The sequence below is a fragment of the Streptomyces sp. adm13(2018) genome, assembly GCF_008042145.1.
Classification (GTDB): domain Bacteria; phylum Actinomycetota; class Actinomycetes; order Streptomycetales; family Streptomycetaceae; genus Streptomyces.
In genome coordinates, this window is the sequence record NZ_RDBH01000113.1 from 401,822 (window position 1) to 414,991 (window position 13,170).

The following is a 13,170-nucleotide window of genomic DNA, read 5'->3' on the forward strand; positions in this document are numbered from 1 at the left end:
GGATGATCGATCACGCGTCCGAATTGCCCCAATTGTTACTCACCAAATCGTGATCTTTCCCTAAAGGCGGACGGCCCACCTGCCGAAGGAGTCAGTGACCCCCTGCACAGCACGGGTTCACCCCCCGGCCTCTTCCCCGAGCCGGCTCCGTCCCGCACCCTTCCCCCCAGGAGGCCTGGTGTCCGTTCTCCTCGAGCAGCCCGCAAGCCTGGTCGCCTACCGCCCGAACAAGCCGACGGCCATGGTCGTCGTGGCCGACCCGCGCGTCCGCTCCACCGTGACCCGCCACCTGTGGGCCCTCGGAGTACGCGACGTGATCGAGGCTTCTTCCATCGCGGAGGCACGTCCCCGCGTCGGCAACCCGCGCGACATCTGCGTTGCCGACGTCCATCTGCCCGACGGCAGCGGCCTGACCCTGCTGTCCGAGACCCGCGCCGCGGGCTGGCCCAACGGCCTCGCCCTCTCGGCGGCGGACGACATCGGCGCCGTGCGCAACGCCCTGGCGGGCGGCGTGAAGGGCTATGTCGTCACCGGCACCCGTACCAACATCGGCCACCCGACCCGGCCCGGAGCCGCCCCCATCGGCTCCGCCGCCGCACGTCTCGGCCACCGCCGCCCCCCGGGTGCCCCGAGCCACCCGGGCGGTTACCGCGAGCTCTCCGGCCGTGAGGTCGAGGTGCTCCGGCTCGTCGCGGAGGGCCAGTCGAACAAGGCGATCGGCGTCTCCATGGGCCTCTCCGCCCTCACCGTGAAGAGCCACCTCGCCCGGATCGCCCGCAAGCTGGGCACCGGCGACCGCGCCGGCATGGTCGCCGTCGCCCTGCGGACGGGCATCATCCACTGACGGAGCGGTGGACGAGAAGGCGGCGCCTGTCGACGGAACGTTCCGTCGACAGGCGCCTGCCGTTCACCGATACCCTTGACAGGTGACCGACGCCCAAGAGACCGCAGCAGACACAGCACTGCGCACCACCGGGGGCGGCCCCCCGGACGACGATGTCCCTGCGAATGGGCTTCCGATCCCGTTGCTGGAGCCCCGCGAGGGGATTCCGCCCGTCGTCGAGACCGAGGACGCCCTCGCCGAGGTGATCGCCGCCTTCGCGGCCGGCCGCGGCCCCGTCGCCGTGGACGCCGAGCGCGCCTCCGGCTACCGCTACGGCCAGCGCGCCTACCTCGTCCAGCTCCGCCGCGAGGGCGCGGGGACCGCGCTCGTCGACCCGGTGGGCTGCCCCGACCTCTCGGGTCTCGGCGAGGCGCTCGCCGGGACCGAGTGGATCCTGCACGCAGCGACCCAGGATCTTCCCTGCCTGCGCGACATAGGCATGCGCCCGACCTCGCTGTTCGACACCGAGCTCGCCGGGCGACTCGCGGGCTTCCCGCGCGTCGGCCTCGGCGCGATGGTCGAGTCCGTCCTCGGCTACGCCCTGGAGAAGGGCCACTCCGCCGTCGACTGGTCCACCCGGCCGCTGCCCGAGCCCTGGCTGCGGTACGCGGCCCTCGACGTCGAACTGCTCGGCGACCTCCGGGACGCCCTGGAGAAGGAGCTCGACCGCCAGGGGAAGCTGGAGTGGGCGCACCAGGAGTTCGACGCCATCGCCTCGGCCCCGCCCGCCCCGCCGCGCAAGGACCCGTGGCGGCGCACCTCCGGCATGCACAAGGTGCGGCGGCGCCGCCAGATGGCGGTCGTACGCGAGCTGTGGACGGCCCGCGACGCGGTCGCCCAGCGGCGTGACGTCTCCCCCGGCAAGGTGCTGGGCGACGCGGCGATCGTGGAGGCCGCGCTGGCGGTGCCGGTGAACGTGACCGCTCTCACGGCGCTGCCCGGCTTCGGGCACCGGATGGGCCGGCGCCAGCTGGAGCAGTGGCAGGCGGCCGTCGACCGCGCCCGCGCCCTGCCCGAGAGCGAGCTCCCCCAGCCGGGCCAGCAGATGGCGGGCCCGCCCCCGCCGCGCGCCTGGGCGGACAAGGACCCGGTCGCGGCGGCCCGCCTGTCGGCGGCCCGCACGGCGGTCTCGGCCCTCGCGGAGGAGCTGAACCTGCCGCAGGAGAACCTGATCACCCCGGACACGGTCCGCCGGGTCTGCTGGGAGCCCCCGGCCCCGGCCGACGCGGACGGCGTGGCCGCCGCCCTGACGGGCCACGGCGCCCGCCCCTGGCAGGTCGGCCTGGTGACCCCCCTCCTGGTGAAGGCCCTGACGGCCACGGCGTGACCCGCCCGCCACCCGACGGGAAGAGCCCCCGGCACGCCGAAATGCGCCGGGGGCTCCGACATGTCCGGCAGGCTTCGGGGTGTGACCTTCGCCGCTTGGCCGTCAAGGGGTGGGCAGCCTGGTTACCCACAAGTAGCATGGGGGAAGCAAGCGCACGCTTAGGCGTGTGCCGCAGCAGTGCCATCCCGCACCCTGGAGGAGAGCCATCGTGCCTCGTACCGTCAGGGACGTCGTCTTCGTCGACGGCGTCCGCACCCCGTTCGGCAAGGCGGGCCCGAAGGGCATCTACCACGAGACCCGCGCCGACGATCTCGTCGTCAAGGCCATCCGGGAGCTGCTGCGCCGCAACCCGGGCCTCGACCCCGCGCGCATCGACGAGGTCGCCATCGCCGCGACCACGCAGATCGGTGACCAGGGTCTGACCCTCGGCCGCACGGCGGGCATCCTCGCCGGGCTGCCGCAGTCGGTGCCGGGCTACTCCATCGACCGCATGTGCGCCGGCGCCCTCACGGCTGTGACCAGCGTCGCCGGTTCGATCGCCTTCGGCGCGTACGACGCCGTGATCGCCGGTGGTGTCGAGCACATGGGCCGCCACCCCATGGGCGAGGGCGTCGACCCGAACCCGCGCTTCGTGTCGGAGAAGCTCGTCGACGAGTCCGCCCTCTTCATGGGCATGACCGCCGAGAACCTGCACGACCGCTACCCGAGCATCACCAAGCAGCGCGCCGACGAGTACGCCGTGCGCTCGCAGGAGAAGGCCGCCAAGGCGTACGCCGACGGCAAGATCCAGCAGGACCTGGTGCCGATCTCGGTCCGCCGCACCGACGCCTCCACCGGTGAGACCGGCTGGGGCCTGGTCACCGCCGACGAGCCGATGCGCCCGGGCACCACCCTGGAGTCGCTGGCCAACCTGAAGACGCCGTTCCGCGTCCACGGCAACGTCACCGCGGGCAACGCGGCCGGCCTGAACGACGGCGCCACCGCCTCGATCATCGCCTCCGAGGACTTCGCGCGGGAGAACGACCTCCCCGTCAAGATGCGCCTCGTCTCGTACGCCTTCGCCGGCGTCGAGCCCGAGGTCATGGGCTACGGCCCGATCCCCGCGACCGAGAAGGCCCTCGCCCAGGCCGGTCTGTCCATCGAGGACATCGGCCTCTTCGAGGTCAACGAGGCCTTCGCGGTCCAGGTCCTCGCCTTCCTGGAGCACTACGGCATCGCCGACGACGACGCCCGGGTGAACCAGTACGGCGGAGCCATCGCCTACGGTCACCCGCTCGCCTCCTCCGGCGTCCGCCTCATGACGCAGCTGGCCCGCCAGTTCGAGGAGAACCCGCAGGTCCGCTACGGCCTCAACACGATGTGCGTCGGCTTCGGCATGGGCGCCACGGTCATCTGGGAAAACCCCCACTGGGAGGGCAAGTGAGCACCACCGCCGAGCTTCTGAAGGGCGCCGCGGAGCTCTTCCCCGACGAGGTCGTCACCAGCGCCCACGTACGGCACTTCGAACTGCCCGCCGGTGCGGGCCGGTTCGCCCTGATCACGCTGGACAACGGCTTCGACCACACCAAGCCGACCACCTTCGGCCCGCAGTCGCTGGCCAACCTGAACACGGCGATCGACCAGGTCGAGGCCGAGGCCGCCAACGGTGACATCGTCGGCGTCGGCATCACCGGCAAGCCGTTCATCTTCGCCGTCGGCGCCGACCTCAAGGGCGTCGAGCTGCTGAAGAAGCACGACGAGGCGCTCGCCATCGGCAAGGGCGGCCACGACGTCTTCAAGCGCCTGTCCGCGCTCGCCGTCCCGACCTTCGCGTACTACAACGGCGCGGCCATGGGCGGCGGCGTCGAGGTCGGTCTGCACTGCACCTACCGCACCGTGTCGAAGGCCCTGCCGGCCTTCTCGCTGCCCGAGGTCTTCCTCGGCCTGGTGCCCGGCTGGGGCGGCTGCGCCCTCCTGCCGAACCTGATCGGCGCCGAGAAGGCCGTCTCGGTCATCATCGAGAACTCGCTGAACCAGAACCGCCAGCTCAAGGGCAAGCAGGTCTTCGAGCTCGGCATCGCCGACGCCGTCTTCGAGGGCGCGGACTTCCTGGAGCAGTCGCTGATCTGGACGGCCTCCGTCCTGAACGGCTCCGTGACCGTCGAGCGCCCCGAGGTCGACCGCGGCGAGGCCTGGGACCAGGCCGTCGCCAAGGGCCGTACCGTCGCCGACTCCAAGGTCCACGGCGCCGCGCCGGCCGCCTACCGCGCCCTCGACATCATCGAGGCCGCCAAGGACGGCGACCTGCAGAAGGGCTTCGACGCCGAGGACCAGGCCCTCGCGGACCTGATCATGGGCGGCGAGCTCCGCTCCGGCATCTACGCCTTCAACCTGGTGCAGAAGCGCGGGAAGCGCCCCGCCGGCGCCCCGGACAAGTCGCTGGCCCGCCCGGTCACCAAGGTCGGTGTCGTCGGCGCCGGTCTGATGGCCTCCCAGCTCGCCCTGCTCTTCCTGCGCCGCCTCGAGGTGCCGGTCGTCCTGACCGACATCGACCAGGAGCGCGTGGACAAGGGCGTGGGCTACGTCCACACCGAGATCGAGAAGCTGCTCGGCAAGGGCCGCATCAACCAGGACAAGGCCAACCGTCTCAAGGGCCTGGTCTCCGGTGTCCTGGACAAGGCGGCGGGCTTCGCGGACGCGGACTTCATCATCGAGGCCGTGTTCGAGGAGATGTCCGTCAAGCAGAAGGTGTTCGCGGAGGTAGAGGCGGTCGCCCCGGCGCACGCGATCCTCGCCACCAACACCTCCTCGCTCTCGGTGTCGGAGATGGCCTCCAAGCTCCAGCACCCGGAGCGCGTGGTCGGCTTCCACTTCTTCAACCCGGTCGCGATCCTCCCGCTCCTGGAGATCGTCCGCGGCGAGCAGACCGACGACGCGTCGCTGGCCACCGCGTTCGGCGTCGCCAAGAAGCTGAAGAAGACCGCGGTCCTCACCAAGGACGCCCCGGCGTTCGTCGTGAACCGCATCCTGACCCGCTTCATGGGCGAGATCCAGAACGTCATCGACGAGGGCACCCCGGTCGAGACCGCCGAGAAGGCGATCGAGCCCCTGGGCCTGCCGATGTCGCCGCTGGTCCTCCTGGAGCTGGTCGGCCCGGCCATCGGCCTGCACGTCTCCGAGACCCTGAACCGCTCCTTCCCGGAGCGCTTCACCGTCTCGCCGAACCTCAAGCGGGTCGTCGAGGCCGGCAAGCGCGGCTTCTACGTCTACAACGCCGAGAACGGCTTCAAGCCGGAGCTCGACCCGGAGGTCGCCGCCCTCCTCGTCCAGGGCGACTCCGTCCTCACCGAGGAGCAGGTCCGCGACCGCGTCCWGGACGCGGTGGCGCAGGAGATCGGCCTGATGCTGGAGGAGGGTGTCGTCGCCGAGGCGCAGGACATCGACCTCTGCCTGATCACCGGTGCGGGCTGGCCCTTCCACCTGGGCGGCGTCACGCCGTACCTGGACCGCGAGGGCGTCTCCGAGCGTGTCAACGGCAAGCGTTTCCTCGCACAGGGCGTGGCGAGCGTCCCGGCGTAACACCCGGCCTCGCGCCCCAGGGCGTACGTGGACGGCCCCGGACACCTTCTCCAGGTGTCCGGGGCCGTTCGCGTGGGCCGGGGCGCTCCTCGGGCCCTTCCGGGCCTTCTCGGGCGGTGTCACCCTATGGAACGCCAGCCCTCCAGCAGCAGCCCCTCGGCCGAGGCCTTCTGGCGGGTGGTGATCGGCGCGCCGTCGCCGGTCCGGGCCATCGCGACCAGGCGCCCGTCGAGCCCGCGGGTGAGGACGGCGGCGAGGTCGGCGTGCCGTTCCCCGGTCTCCGACCACTCGATGCCGTCGGCCTCCTGCTCGCTCGGGTAGGCGGCGAGGGCGAGCCGGCCGTCGGCCGACTGCTGGGCGAGGACCGTGCAGTCGAAGCCGTCGATGAGGCAGCGGGTGGCCGCGAGCCGCCCGGTGCCGACGGCCTTGCCGAGCACCGTGGGCTCCAGGGAGCGCTCCGGCGACCAGGCGCGGACCTGTCCGTCCAGGTCCAGGTAGAAGAGGGTGACGTGCCCGGAGGGGCCGGTCGCGGCCGCCAGGGTGCCCATGGTCACCGAGGCGGGGAGCAGCTCCTCGCGGATCGGCTTGGCGCCTGACTCGCGCTGGACGTAGCGGACGAGGCCCTTGGCGTGCGAGCTGTACAGCTCGACGAAGCCGGAGCCGTTGGTGACCGCGACCGGCGAGGGGTCGGTCTTGGAGCCCATCAGGTCCCACCACGGGTGCCAGCCGCCGGCGTCCTTCTGGGCCCGGACGCTGAGCCCGCCGCCGCCGTTGCGCATGAAGGCGTACACGCGGCCCTGGCCGTCCACCGCGACGGCGGGGTTGCCGGTCCAGGGCCCCTTGCCGTTGGAGTGGCCGAGGGAGCGCCAGGCCACCGCGGGGCGGCCCGTCTGGAACTGGACGCAGTGCACCAGTTCCAGGTGGTCGTCGCCGCCGTCCGTGGGCCGCAGGCCGACGAGGTGGACGTAGCGGTCGGCGCCCTGGCCGACGGCGAGGAAGGGGGTGAGGGCGCCTGCCGGGCCCGGGCCGCCGAGGGAGACGGGGCCGGTCCAGGATCCGTCGGGCTCCTCGGTCCAGCGCACCACCTCGCCCTCCCTGGGCAGGTAGGCGCTGAACCGGCCCTCCGCTCCTCTGGTCAGCCAGGCGCCCTGGAGCAGGGGCGCGGTGGAGGAGCCGTGGGAGGGGGCCGCAGCGGCCTGGGATGGATTAGCCATGGGGGGATCCAGCACTCCGGTCGTCGGAAGGAGTTCGGGTACGAAACGACTTTAGTCGCCTCGCCGAACGGTCCTCTCCGCGCCCGCGGTGTCACCGTCCCGCGGCCCCCCTCAGTAATCCGCGCGCCGGCCCTGCTGCCCGAGCCGACTGTGACCGCGCCCGTACAGGAAGTACACGACGATGCCGATGACCATCCAGACCGCGAACCGGAACCAGGTCTCGCCCGGCAGGTTGAGCATCAGCCAGAGCGAGGCGGCGATGGAGAGGATCGGCAGCACCGGCACCCAGGGGGTGCGGAAGGCACGCGGCAGGTCGGGGCGGGTGCGGCGGAGCACGATGACGCCGAACGCGACGACCACGAACGCGAAGAGCGTGCCGATGTTCACCAGGGTCGCGAGCTCGTTGATGCTGGTGAAGCCGGCCACGATGGCGATGATCACACCGAGCAGGATGGTCGGCCGGTACGGGGTCTTGAACCGCGGGTGCGTCTTGGAGAAGAAGCGCGGCAGCAGGCCGTCGCGGCTCATCGCGAAGAACACCCGGGTCTGGCCGAGCAGCAGGATGAGACAGACCGTGGTGAGGCCGACGGCGGCGCCGAAGCTGATCACGCCCGCGTAGAAGGGATGCCCGGCGGCCTTGAAGGCGTCGGCGAGCGGGGCGCTCACGGAGAGTTCCGTGTAGTGCTGCATGCCGGTGACGACCAGCGCGACGGCCACGTAGAGCACGGTGCAGATGAAGAGCGAGCCGAGGATGCCGCGGGGCATGTCCCGCTGGGGCAGCTTGGTCTCCTCGGCGGCGGTGGCCACCACGTCGAAGCCGATGAAGGCGAAGAAGACGACCGAGGCGGCGGTGAAGATGCCCATGACGCCGAAGTTGGTCGGCTCGTAGCCGAAGATCAGCTGGACCAGCGGGGAGTCCCAGTTGGAGCCGCCGCCCTCGGGGGTGACGGCCGGCGGGATGAAGGGCTTGTAGTTGTCGCCGACGATGAAGAACAGGCCGGCAACGATCACGATCATCACCACGGTGACCTTGATCGCCACGACGAGCGCGGTGATCCGGGCGGAGAGCTTCATGCCGAGGACGAGGACGACGGTCAGCACCAGGACGAGGAGGAAGGCGAGGATGTCGAAGGTGCCGCCCGGCACGTCCGGCCCCTCCAGCGCCGCCGGTAGGTGCCAGCCGATGTTGTCCATGAGCGAGCGGACGTAGCCCGACCAGCCGACGGCGACCACCGCCGTGCCCAGGGCGAACTCCAGGACGAGGTCCCAGCCGATGATCCAGGCGGGCAGCTCGCCGATGGAGGCGTACGCGAAGGTGTACGCCGAGCCCGCGACCGGCACCGTGGAGGCGAACTCGGCGTAGCACAGGGCGGCGAGGGCGCAGACGATGCCCGCGGCGATGAAGGCGAGGGCGGTGGCCGGGCCGGCGTTCTCCTTGGCGACCTTGCCCGTCAGGACGAAGATGCCGGTGCCGATGATGACGCCGACGCCGAACACCATCAGGTCCCATGCGGACAGGGACTTCTTGAGCGCGTGCTCCGGTTCTTCCGTGTCGCGGATCGACTGCTCGACCGTCTTGGTCCGGAAGACGCCGCTGTTGGCGCGTGGCTGCTGGTCCGTACTCACTCGTCGTACCTCCCTGCCATGGGGCTGCCCGTCCTGTGGACAGGATGCACGCGAAAGGGCCGATCGGCACTCCCAAGAGTGAACCGATCGGCCCCCGGGGTGACACGGGGTGACGGTGACCGTCAGTCGCGGGCGGGCTCCACGGCCTGCGCGCTGCTCTCGAACCTGCCGTCGAGGCGCGAGACCAGGCCGGTGACCTGCCGGGCGATGTCCGGGGCGGTCAGACCGATCTCCGCCAGGACCTCGCCGCGGGAGGCGTGGTCGAGGAACCGCGGCGGGATGCCGAAGTCACGCAGCGGTACGTCCACGCCGGCGTCGCGGAGCGCCTGGGCGACGGCCGAGCCGACGCCGCCGACGCGGCTGTTGTCCTCGACCGTGACGACGACGCGGTGGCGCTCGGCCAGTGGGGCGAGGGCCTCGTCGACGGGCTTGACCCAGCGGGGGTCGACCACGGTGGTGGAGATGCCGTGGTTGTCGAGGAGGTCGGCGATCTCCAGGCACATGGGCGCCAGGGCGCCCACGGAGACCAGGAGGACGTCCGGCCGGTCCGCGCCGGGCTCGCGGAGCACGTCCATGCCGCCGACGCGGCGCAGGGCCGGGACGGCGGGGCCGACGGCGCCCTTGGAGAAGCGGACCACGGTGGGGGCGTCGGTGACCTCGACGGCCTCGCGCAGCTGGGCGCGGACCTGGTCGGCGTCGCGCGGGGCGGCGAGCCGCAGGCCGGGGACGACCTGGAGGATCGACATGTCCCACATGCCGTTGTGGGAGGCGCCGTCGGTGCCGGTGACGCCGGCCCGGTCGAGCACGAAGGTGACGCCGCACTTGTGCAGGGCCACGTCCATGAGGACCTGGTCGAAGGCGCGGTTGAGGAAGGTCGCGTAGACCGCGAAGACCGGGTGCAGACCGCCGGTGGCCAGGCCGGCGGCCGAGACGGCGGCGTGCTGCTCGGCGATGCCGACGTCGAAGACCCGCTCGGGGTAGGCCTTGGCGAACTTGTCGAGGCCGACGGGCTGGAGCATGGCCGCCGTGATGGCGACGATGTCCGCGCGCTCCTTGCCGAGGGCGACCATCTCCTCGGCGAAGACGCCGGTCCAGTCGGCGCCGGAGGAGGAGAGGGGCAGGCCGGTGTCGGGGTGGATCTTGCCGACGGCGTGGAAGCGGTCGGCCTCGTCCTGGAGGGCCGGCTGGTAGCCGCGGCCCTTCTCGGTGAGGCAGTGGACGATGACGGGCCCGCCGAAGCGCTTGGCGCGCGTCAGGGCGGACTCCAGGGCCTCGATGTCGTGGCCGTCGATGGGGCCGACGTACTTGAGGCCGAGGTCCTCGAACATGCCCTGCGGGGCGATGAAGTCCTTGAGGCCCTTCTTGGCGCCGTGCAGGGTCTCGTAGAGCGGCTTCCCGACGACGGGGGTGCGCTCCAGGATGTCCTTGCCGCGGGCGAGGAAGCGCTCGTAGCCGTCGGTGGTGCGCAGGGTCGCCAGGTGGTTGGCGAGGCCGCCGATGGTGGGCGCGTAGGACCGCTCGTTGTCGTTGACGACGATGACGAGCGGGCGGTCCTTGGCGGCGGCGATGTTGTTCAGCGCCTCCCAGGCCATGCCGCCGGTGAGGGCCCCGTCGCCGATGACGGCGACGACGTGGTCGTCCTTCCCGAGGACCTCGTTGGCCTTGGCGAGTCCATCGGCCCAGCCGAGGACCGTGGAGGCGTGCGAGTTCTCGATGACGTCGTGCTCGGACTCGGCCTGCGAGGGGTAGCCGGAGAGGCCGCCCTTCATCTTGAGCTTGGAGAAGTCCTGGCGGCCCGTGAGCAGCTTGTGGACGTAGCTCTGGTGGCCGGTGTCCCAGAGGACCTTGTCCTTCGGGGAGTCGAACACGCGGTGCAGGGCGATGGTCAGCTCGACCACGCCCAGGTTGGGCCCGAGGTGCCCGCCGGTCTTGGAGACGGCGTCCACGAGGAACGTCCTGATCTCGTCGGCCAGCTGGTCCAGCTGTTCCGGGGAGAGCCGGTCCAGATCTCGCGGTCCCCTGATACGGGTCAGCAGAGCCACCCGTGCCTCCTTGCGTTTGAGCTGGTCGAGCTTGCCGATTTGTCGAGTCTAATGTTCCGTCTTGGATCGTGGGCATCGGGCCGGGGGGTCGGGCGTCACTCCCACGGCCTACATGTCGCTGATCTGTACGGCTCCGTGCCCTGGTCCGCGGGGATTCCCGCGGACCGCGGTACTGCTCCGGACGCAGCAGTGCCCGGCGCCGGTTTCACGGCGCCGGGCGGTGTGGCGGGCGTTACGCGCGCGGGGACGGGCCCCTAGGCGCGGCCGGCCGTCTTCTGCGTCTTGCGGGAGACCGAGTCGATGATCACGGCGATGAGCAGGACCGCGCCGGTGATCATGTACTGGATCGCGTTCGAGGACAGGTTCATCTGGTTCAGGCCCTGGACGATCGACTGGATGACCAGGATGCCGAGGAGCGCCGACCAGACCTTGCCGCGTCCGCCGAACAGGGACGTACCGCCGATGACCGCGGCGGCGATGCACATCATCAGCTGGTTGCCACCGCCGAGGGAGCGGTCGGCGCCGCCGGTCGCGGAGGCCAGGAACAGTCCGCCGATCGCGCCCATCGTGCCGGAGATCATGAAGACCGAGATCCGGATCCAGGCGACGTTGATGCCGGCGCGGCGGGCGGCCTCGATGCCACCGCCGACGGCGAAGACCTGGCGGCCGTACGTGGTGCGGCGCAGCACGAAGTCGGTGACGAGCAGGATGACCAGGAAGATCACCAGGGAGAGCGGCAGGCCCTGCTCCTGGTTGAAGCCGTACGCGGCGACGAGGACCAGGACCGCGAGGACGGCGGTGCGCAGGATGATCTCGCTCTGCGGGCGGTGCGGCAGGTCGGCGGTCTTGCGGCGGCGGGAGTCGCGCAGCTGGGCCAGGTAGAACGCGGCGACGACGGCCACGGCCAGGCCGTAGGCGGCGGCGACGTCGGAGAAGTAGTACTTCGTCAGGTCGCCGACGAAGCTGCCGATCGGGGTCGGGATGGTGGACTTGTCGCCCATCACCCAGGTCTGGAGACCGGCCCAGCCGAGGAAGCCGGCCAGGGTGACGACGAAGGCGGGGACGCCGATCTTCGCGAAGACCAGGCCGTGGAAGGCGCCCAGCAGGGTGCCGGACAGGATGCCGAGGAGGATCGCGAGGGAGTCCGGCATGTCGGTGCCGAGGACGCCCCAGACCGAGCCGGCGAGGCCGGCCACCGAACCGACGGCGAGGTCGATCTCGCCGAGCAGCAGCACGAAGACGATGCCGACGGCCATGATGCCGGGGCCGACCGCGTACAGCGTGATCTGGTCGAGGTTGTACGAGGTGATGAAGTTGCCGGTGAGGGCCTGGAAGACGATGCCGATGACGATGAGGCCGACGACGACGGGCAGCGAGCCGATCTCACCGGAGCGGATCTTGCGCTTGAACTCCTCGACGTAGCCCTTGAAGCCCTGCTCGCGGACGAGCAGGCGGGGGTCGACGGCGGGTATCGCGGCGGCGGCCGGGGCCTCGGTCACCGGGGCCGTCTCGTCGGGGGTACGGGGCTCGGGCACCGCTGCCTCTTCGCTCGCGGTGGGAGGGGTGTTGCTCACTTCGCTACCTCCGCGTTGCGGGCCTGGCGGCGGGTCACGGCGTTGTCCGTGGCACCGGTGATCGCGGCGATGATCTCTTCGTGCGTGGTGGTGGCCACCGGGAAGGTGCCGTTGTTACGGCCCAGGCGCAGCACGGCCACGGTGTCGGCGACGGCCTTCACATCGGCCATGTTGTGGCTGATGAGGATGACGCCGAGGCCCTGCTCGCGCAGCCGCTCGACCAGGTCGAGGACCTGGGCGGTCTGCTCGACGCCGAGGGCGGCGGTCGGTTCGTCGAGGATGACGATCTTGGGGTCGCCGACCAGGGCGCGCGCGATGGCGACGACCTGGCGCTGGCCGCCGGAGAGGGCGGCGACGGGGATGCGGACGCTGGGGATGCGGATCGAGAGCGTGGAGAGCAGGTCCTTGGCCCGCTTCTCCATGGCGACCTCGTCGAGGACGCCGCCCTTCTTGATCTCGCGGCCGAGGAACAGGTTGGCGACGACGTCCAGGTTGTCGCAGAGCGCGAGGTCCTGGTAGACGGTCGCGACGCCGAGGTTCTGGGAGTCCTGCGGGCGGGAGATCTCCACCCGCTCGCCCTCCCACTCGATGACGCCCTCGTCGATCGGGTGGACACCGGCGATCGTCTTGACCAGCGTGGACTTACCCGCGCCGTTGTCGCCGACGAGCGCGACGACCTCTCCTGCGTGGACTTCGAGATCGACACCGGAGAGGACCTGAACCGCTCCGAACCGCTTGAAGATCCCGCGCAACGCCAGCACGGGCGCCTGCGTCTGGGACACGTGAACCAACTCCTTCGCCGCGCGCGGGCGGCGGCATGTCGCGCCACCGGTGCAGCGCCAAAGTTCGAGGGGGGCTGAGCTCGTCCGGCCCCCGGACCGACAGCGGGGTCTGGGTCGGCCGGGGGCCGGACGAGCTCAGCCCCCCTCGAACTTTGGCGCTGCAC

9 protein-coding genes are annotated in these 13,170 nt (G+C 71.2%); 4 read left to right on the forward strand and 5 right to left on the reverse strand.

Annotated elements, in window-relative coordinates:
* Positions 1 to 178: 178 nt before the first annotated feature.
* From EAO70_RS11865 to EAO70_RS11880, 4 genes are all read left to right on the forward strand, one after another.
* The gene (locus EAO70_RS11865) at positions 179 to 844 is read left to right on the forward strand and encodes a response regulator transcription factor (RefSeq protein ID WP_017242457.1); all 666 of its coding nucleotides are present in this window, start codon (positions 179 to 181) and stop codon (positions 842 to 844) included.
* Positions 845 to 926: 82 nt separating this feature from the next.
* Positions 927 to 2,210: a ribonuclease D gene (locus EAO70_RS11870; protein ID WP_148002941.1), complete on the forward strand. Its 1,284-nt coding sequence runs from the start codon at positions 927 to 929 to the stop codon at positions 2,208 to 2,210.
* A gap of 208 nt (positions 2,211 to 2,418) precedes the next feature.
* On the forward strand, positions 2,419 to 3,633 hold the full coding sequence (locus tag EAO70_RS11875; RefSeq protein ID WP_148002942.1) for a thiolase family protein: 1,215 nt from the start codon (positions 2,419 to 2,421) through the stop codon (positions 3,631 to 3,633).
* Positions 3,630 to 5,768, forward strand: coding sequence for a 3-hydroxyacyl-CoA dehydrogenase NAD-binding domain-containing protein (locus EAO70_RS11880; protein ID WP_148002943.1), 2,139 nt, complete (start codon positions 3,630 to 3,632; stop codon positions 5,766 to 5,768). The genes EAO70_RS11875 and EAO70_RS11880 overlap by 4 nt, the downstream gene beginning before the upstream one ends.
* Positions 5,769 to 5,887: 119 nt before the next feature.
* On the opposite strand, the gene EAO70_RS11885 is transcribed toward EAO70_RS11880, so the two are convergent.
* From EAO70_RS11885 to EAO70_RS11905, 5 genes are all read right to left on the reverse strand, one after another.
* A complete protein-coding gene (locus EAO70_RS11885; RefSeq protein ID WP_148002944.1) occupies positions 5,888 to 6,982 on the reverse strand; it encodes a hypothetical protein in 1,095 nt (364 codons plus the stop codon).
* 111 nt (positions 6,983 to 7,093) lie between these two features.
* Complete coding sequence (locus EAO70_RS11890) at positions 7,094 to 8,608, reverse strand: amino acid permease (RefSeq protein ID WP_148002945.1); 1,515 nt, start codon at positions 8,606 to 8,608, stop codon at positions 7,094 to 7,096.
* Between the two features lie 122 nt (positions 8,609 to 8,730).
* Positions 8,731 to 10,650: a 1-deoxy-D-xylulose-5-phosphate synthase gene (gene dxs / locus EAO70_RS11895; protein ID WP_148002946.1), complete on the reverse strand. Its 1,920-nt coding sequence runs from the start codon at positions 10,648 to 10,650 to the stop codon at positions 8,731 to 8,733.
* Between the two features lie 254 nt (positions 10,651 to 10,904).
* Positions 10,905 to 12,224 (reverse strand): sugar ABC transporter permease, encoded by a 1,320-nt coding sequence (locus EAO70_RS11900; protein ID WP_402117796.1) that lies wholly within the window; start codon positions 12,222 to 12,224, stop codon positions 10,905 to 10,907.
* On the reverse strand, positions 12,221 to 13,015 hold the full coding sequence (locus tag EAO70_RS11905; RefSeq protein WP_148002947.1) for an ATP-binding cassette domain-containing protein: 795 nt from the start codon (positions 13,013 to 13,015) through the stop codon (positions 12,221 to 12,223). Before EAO70_RS11905 ends, EAO70_RS11900 begins: the two co-directional genes overlap by 4 nt.
* Positions 13,016 to 13,170: the final 155 nt, after the last annotated feature.

Coding starts and splice junctions, on each gene's coding strand:
- EAO70_RS11885 (WP_148002944.1), bottom strand. CDS start 6,982: ATGGCTAATCCATCCCAGGCCGCTGCGGCCCCCTCCCACGGCTCCTCC.